Consider the following 5,508-nt stretch of genomic DNA (forward strand, 5'->3'; position numbering starts at 1 on the left):
GGTAGACCTTCACGTCCCCAACAGGGACGGCAATTACGTACTTGAACTGCGAAACGAAGTTGAGCACGTCTACAGTGTAGAAGCCCGCGTCGAGAGTTATCAACCTTATCTTGAACCCCATGGCGACGACTTGCTCCACGAGGGCCTTCACGATCTCTTCCTTGGTCATCCCGTTCACTTGAGTGACGAAGGCCAGTAGGAGCACTTTCCCGTCAAACTTTGTCGTCGCAGTTGCGTAGTTCCAAGAGTTTCCTTCCTCCGAACTCCCGAGCCCCTCCACCTGTCTCCCGTACCACGTCTTGGTGGTCCAGTCTATTGAGAGGTCTATCTCCTTGACTCCCTTCAGTACCTTCAAGGATATCTTCCTGGCGCTTTCCAACAGCTTTTCCACCACTTCCACCCCTTGCTCCTCCACGTAATTCCTCACGGTCTGTGGGGACACGCCATACGCCCTCGACTTACTTTCCACCGAATCGTTCCATAAACACGCTGAGATGAGGGTTCTCGCCACCTCTTCCCCTCTCTTTCCCTTGAAGTTCAGCATGGAAAGTAATTTATATCCTATTTGTTGTACGTTGTTTTGGTGAGGGAGTACCGGTGTTACCATCTCGATCTCCCACACGGTAATACCACATCTCCCTCACCTTAAACCTTTCTTCAACCGAATTCTTAATACCCTTATAAATCCTGTTATCTGCCATGAATCGATATTATTCTGTCAGAATTATTTTTCATAATATGATTTTGGGTCTACCGTGAAGGAGGGAGAGACTCCAGGGGGTATACCACTGGGAGGTACCCCTCCACTTCCTCGGGAGAGTGTCACAAACGAGAATAATTGAATAAACAAATTCGACTGAAACAGTAATTATAGTTAACCAAAGATATGAGATGAATTATATTTTCAATCCAGCGATAGAATCAAAGATTATTGTCAAATAAAATAACAAAGGGCTGGGGAAAAGGAGTTTCCAACAGAGCCCGCACTACCTCGGACGACAAGGTCAGTTGAACTCCCCTCCAGGACTCTGGACAGCACGGACGTGTAGATCAGGGAGTTGTGGACCAGCGCCATGATGCGGACGAAGAGCTCCACCGTGTCCCTGTTCACGGCGTAGGACCTCCAGTACCTCCTCAGGAAACTGAAGAACTCCACGTGCCTCGTGAAGGGGAACTCGATGAGCCGGGTGGAGGACATCCCCCTGAACCCTCTGTCCACGACCTTGTGGCCGGGCAACGTGAGGTCGACCCAGTTGTCAGGGAAGTTGGCCAGCTCGACCTGAACTCTGTGTATCAGGGTCGGCAACGTGACTACGAACACCTTGAACTTGAAGTAGCTCCTCTTCTTGGTGAACTCTCCCCGGGACTTCCTCGTCACCTCATTAGGCGGGGCGAGTAGTACAGGGTCTCCAACTTCCTCCCCTGCCTCAGGCTGACCCGGGCCTCCTTCCTCAACGTCTCCCTGCTCCCCTCCCCGAAAGGGACCTCCACGACGAGTCCATAGCCCAAAATTTCCCGACCCTGCCGTGGAGCGAGATGTTCGGGAGGTAAGGCCCCAGTCGACTCAACTTCCCCTCGAGTTCCTTGACGTACTTGCTGAAGTGACCCCCACCTCGCCCCTCAGCCTCAAAGCCCTCCCGTACCTCCGTCTTGGAACTGGGTTGACCGAGGAAGCACTTCGTCGTGGTCGTAATATCCCCGCACGTCCCTGTGGGAGCACTGCCACACGACATGACGATCAGCACCCTCGACACGAGCTGGTCCACCACGACGAAAGTCTCGAAGGTGTTGAGTACGCCGCCTTCAAAAGAATTTTATGCAGAAGAACTGTTGGGCGGGGAACGGGAGGTCGTGGTGCCGAGGTTGCACATGTCATCATGTATTACGACTCTCCCTCCCCTTTAATTATCACCGTCCTCCCTCTCCCGAGAGGAAATTCAGAATAACTTAACTATTTTACTTCATATAAACATGTCGTCTACTTGAGCACATCTTTATTCAATTATTTCCAATTGGGACACTCTATTGAACTCTTGGTTTGTCTGTACAGTAAAATGACTTAAGACTTACAAGTGGTAGTGTTAAGGAATACCAATCGAATGTCATGATTTAACGGTAACACCGGCTTTTCTTTTCACCCCATAATATCTCCTAACGTCCGATTTATAGGTGGAGTACCAAATCGCCTTCTTCAGCACGGTAGGAGCGAAGGGTATGAGAGTCCTTATGGGGAGCCTCTTCCCTCTCATATTTATCTGTAAAAATTTCTTTATATAATAAAGATATTCATTAAAAGATATTTTGAGATTTGTAGAACTTGGCATGGATTTGGCCAAGAGCTTCTCCGTGATTATCTCCATTTTTTGATCATCTTTTACTTCCATGAAATCAGGCGGTATGATGTCCAACATAGAACTTCTCGATTGTATTACTTTCATGAGCCACTCCAACTTAGTCTCTATATACGAGTCAAAGTTCAGAAGGTCAGGTGATGCCGAGTTCTTTCCGTGAACTCTGTACTTTGTTAAGATCCTTCCATCAACAGCTATTTTTCTTTTGGTCGATAGAGATGAAAAGAAGTAAAACAGGTCTATGCCTAGCCTTATCTGCGACAGTTTATTTAATAATGGAATGATTAGCTCTCGTCTTAAGGAAGTTGAACTACTGTTATATGCCACAAGAGAGTAGAGGGCACCAGCAGATCTAACGAAGTCCTTTTTGTTTAAGATGGTGACCTTATTGACCGTACTTAGCCTAGTAAGAAGAGGAGCCATCCAAGGAGAACGTTCCTCTATTACATCACCTGCTTTATTTATAATCATAGAGTCGTTATGATGATAGTCGATCTCGTTCTTGCTAAATAATTCATAGATCTCCTTTAATTTATGAGGCATAAATAGGTCATCGTCGTCCAAGAAACATATTATTTCCCCATCGCTAACTTCGATCGCCTTGGCTACTTTAGCGCCTATGGCCTCACTTTGTTCATGGATTACCTTTATTCCCTTAGTGGATAGAAAAGAGTCAAGCTCTACGTTATTAGTGGAGACTATTAGCTCATATTCTGCTTTGGGGAAGTTCTGGCCCAGCACAGACTCTACAGCCGATACAAGAAATTCCTTTCTATTATGGTTAGGTATTATAACCGATATCAACAAATCTGCTTCTATAATATTATCAGTGGTCGGTAAGCTATATTCCTTATCTGAGGATGAAAAGGCTAACATAGAAATACGTCTGTCATTGAGTGATAATAATGGGAGGATCTAGAAGAGAGGTAGTGTTCTCATGCAGTCATCTTACTCGATAGCAGTTGTTAGATTTCGCCTCGATTACAGGGCGATATTTATGGGAAAGTCCCATAACTGCTATTACTCGAAATGAGTTAGTAATATTATATAATAGATTTCAGGATCATCTTAACCCCTTCCAGGAAGGTTCGGTTCAGGGGGCTCAAGTCCTCGAAGACGTGGGGCTTCCCGACTATCGTCAAGGCCAGGCTGTACTGGAGCGGGCTAAGCTCCTGGTCACGGCCTTGGTGTCCCTGGCGAGCCTGGCTAGTCGACCTGAGGTGGGAGTTGAAGCTCTCCGCGGTGTGCTCCTTGCCCGTGACGTGCTTGTCCAGGCTGGTGGACCTGGTATTGGTCGGAGTAGTTCACGTCACCAGGGGGTGACCGGGAGCCGGTAGAGCTCGTAGTCCCTGTCCCCGACCGTGAAGAAGGGGACCCAGTCCACGAGGGAGGCCCACACGTTCCTCCCCTGACCTCTCCTGACCTTGAGGAACGTCCAGAGCTCGTCGAAGATCCTGGCCTTCCCCTTGACCCCTTGAGCGCTCCGGCTAAGTCCACCAAACATCAGTAGGCCCTGACCCCTGCCCCTCAACCAGGTAGACCGCGGTCAGGGGAACTAGATCCACGAGATCGCCCTCAAGCTCACCCTGCTCACGTACTTCAGGATCCTCTCTCACCCCAACCTGTGACCCTCAGCGTCGTAGAACCCTCCACACGTCCTGCATTTGAACTTCCTTCCCCTGGAGGACCCGTTCTTCACGACCCTCTCCGAACAGCACGAGGGACGTGGGGCCTGTCCTCGTTCCCCTCCCTCTACCCGACCCTCCTCACGTAGTACACCTGGAGGGACCCCCAACTCCACCCTCACGCCCAGGGCCTACTAAGCCAGGACGAAGGACAACTTAAACAACGCATGCTCCCTGGGCCTAACCCCCAAATTCCTCAGTACAACACATATCACTTATGCGATGACTACGAGGTTCACTCCTTCACCCTAACACTCTCGTAGTCCTCGCACGATAAGTTCTCGATAGCAAACTTCCACAACTCTAATCCAGCTTAATAATAATCTTTATTTCACATAAAATTAAAGAAAATAAGGATTAAGTCATTTGTCTTAATGTCAGGAACCTAACCAAATTATCTCAAATCAACAACTAAAAATTATATTACTGTACTAGTCTAGTTCTAGACTAACCATAATTACTGGTAGCCTTGATTTTCTCGACATCTTTGCCCACATACTCACTTATAGTATGCTCCACCTCTTCTAATTCCTTCCTTATCGATTTAGCTCTAGCAATCAAAAGAAGTACCCTCTTACCCTTCTCGGTAAGTCTAACAGTTTTTCCTGATACAATTATTAATCCACTGGATTCCAGTTCCCACATATATCTTTTGAGCAGCTCATAGCTGAGGTTGGCCTTATACATTATCCTAGTCTTATTGGATCCAGATTCACATACCCTGAGTATGTCACAGTAAATGTCCATTTTTCCCCGTTTTTTATCTGACCCCATACAACAAATTAAACGAGATGGGTATAAAAAGATTGTTTCGCGTTAACAGAGTTAACTTGACAGGATGCCAGTCTTATATGCAAATCAGTCACAGCAGTTATTAGATTTCGCCTTGACTTCAAGGCTATACCTAACGAAAAATCCCATAACTGCTGTCAGTCAGATATCACACTAGTTCTATGGCTCCATCGTTAATGCCCTAGTCATCTGTAAGGATGAGGAAGCCGGAGATGTATCGATACCAGATGAACTGTCTGAGTTGTTTCCATTGTGATGGAAACTAATAATGATAAATCCTATATAAAATAGACTCTATTTATATCTTCTCGATTTAATCGTGAAAATATTTAATCTATCCTCAGTCTGAAATATAAAAGATTCTACGTAATTTAAACTTTTGATTATCTGCATATAATGAATGAAATTCTTAAGTAAATAAAAAATTTCCCTCGGTCTTTGAGGGACCGTTCAGGTTTCCTTTGTGATTTTATTTTGTTTCCGCAACATGATACTCTAATGAATGATCCTCAATGTTGTTGGTAACATTAATGGGGGACAAGCGGGAGGTCTTACCGTGTTCCAAATCCTAACTACCTGTACGATGAGGACGCCCGTGACCTCGGGCGGCGTCGAGAGAGTGTCCCGCTCGCAAATAATTGAATAAAGATCTGATGAACTTGAAAGCAATCAATTCGCAT

General features: G+C 46.3%; 8 protein-coding genes. All 8 read right to left on the minus strand.

Annotated elements, in window-relative coordinates; genetic code table 11:
• Nucleotides 1-607: DUF4322 domain-containing protein (locus METMK1DRAFT_RS10710; protein WP_009073969.1), on the minus strand; the 607-nt coding region annotated here is incomplete at its 3' end.
• Between the two features lie 327 nt (nucleotides 608-934).
• A complete protein-coding gene (locus METMK1DRAFT_RS10715; protein ID WP_009073974.1) occupies nucleotides 935-1,378 on the minus strand; it encodes a hypothetical protein in 444 nt (147 codons plus the stop codon).
• A 73-nt stretch (nucleotides 1,379-1,451) separates the two neighbouring features.
• Nucleotides 1,452-1,754: a hypothetical protein gene (locus tag METMK1DRAFT_RS17805; RefSeq protein WP_155812421.1), complete on the minus strand. Its 303-nt coding sequence runs from the start codon at nucleotides 1,752-1,754 to the stop codon at nucleotides 1,452-1,454.
• A gap of 348 nt (nucleotides 1,755-2,102) precedes the next feature.
• Nucleotides 2,103-3,227, minus strand: a complete 1,125-nt coding sequence (locus METMK1DRAFT_RS15720) for a glycosyltransferase family 2 protein (RefSeq protein WP_009073977.1) — start codon at nucleotides 3,225-3,227, stop codon at nucleotides 2,103-2,105.
• Between the two features lie 433 nt (nucleotides 3,228-3,660).
• Nucleotides 3,661-3,855, minus strand: coding sequence for a hypothetical protein (locus METMK1DRAFT_RS15725; RefSeq protein ID WP_009073979.1), 195 nt, complete (start codon nucleotides 3,853-3,855; stop codon nucleotides 3,661-3,663).
• Nucleotides 3,839-3,967 (minus strand): hypothetical protein, encoded by a 129-nt coding sequence (locus METMK1DRAFT_RS19535; protein WP_281034115.1) that lies wholly within the window; start codon nucleotides 3,965-3,967, stop codon nucleotides 3,839-3,841. Before METMK1DRAFT_RS19535 ends, METMK1DRAFT_RS15725 begins: the two co-directional genes overlap by 17 nt.
• Nucleotides 3,964-4,152 carry a hypothetical protein gene (locus METMK1DRAFT_RS15730; protein WP_155812422.1) on the minus strand — a complete coding sequence of 63 codons (189 nt, stop codon included), beginning with the start codon at nucleotides 4,150-4,152 and terminating at the stop codon, nucleotides 3,964-3,966. The genes METMK1DRAFT_RS19535 and METMK1DRAFT_RS15730 overlap by 4 nt, the downstream gene beginning before the upstream one ends.
• A gap of 331 nt (nucleotides 4,153-4,483) precedes the next feature.
• Nucleotides 4,484-4,810 (minus strand): Sso10a family chromatin protein, encoded by a 327-nt coding sequence (sso10a, locus tag METMK1DRAFT_RS10730; protein ID WP_009073982.1) that lies wholly within the window; start codon nucleotides 4,808-4,810, stop codon nucleotides 4,484-4,486.
• Nucleotides 4,811-5,508: the final 698 nt, after the last annotated feature.

Source organism: Metallosphaera yellowstonensis MK1 (assembly GCF_000243315.1).
In the GTDB taxonomy this organism is placed as follows: Archaea; Thermoproteota; Thermoprotei_A; order Sulfolobales; family Sulfolobaceae; genus Metallosphaera; species Metallosphaera yellowstonensis.

Coding starts and splice junctions, on each gene's coding strand:
- METMK1DRAFT_RS15725 (WP_009073979.1), bottom strand. CDS start 3,855: ATGTTTGGTGGACTTAGCCGGAGCGCTCAAGGGGTCAAGGGGAAGGCC.
- METMK1DRAFT_RS15720 (WP_009073977.1), bottom strand. CDS start 3,227: ATGTTAGCCTTTTCATCCTCAGATAAGGAATATAGCTTACCGACCACT.
- sso10a (WP_009073982.1), bottom strand. CDS start 4,810: ATGGGGTCAGATAAAAAACGGGGAAAAATGGACATTTACTGTGACATA.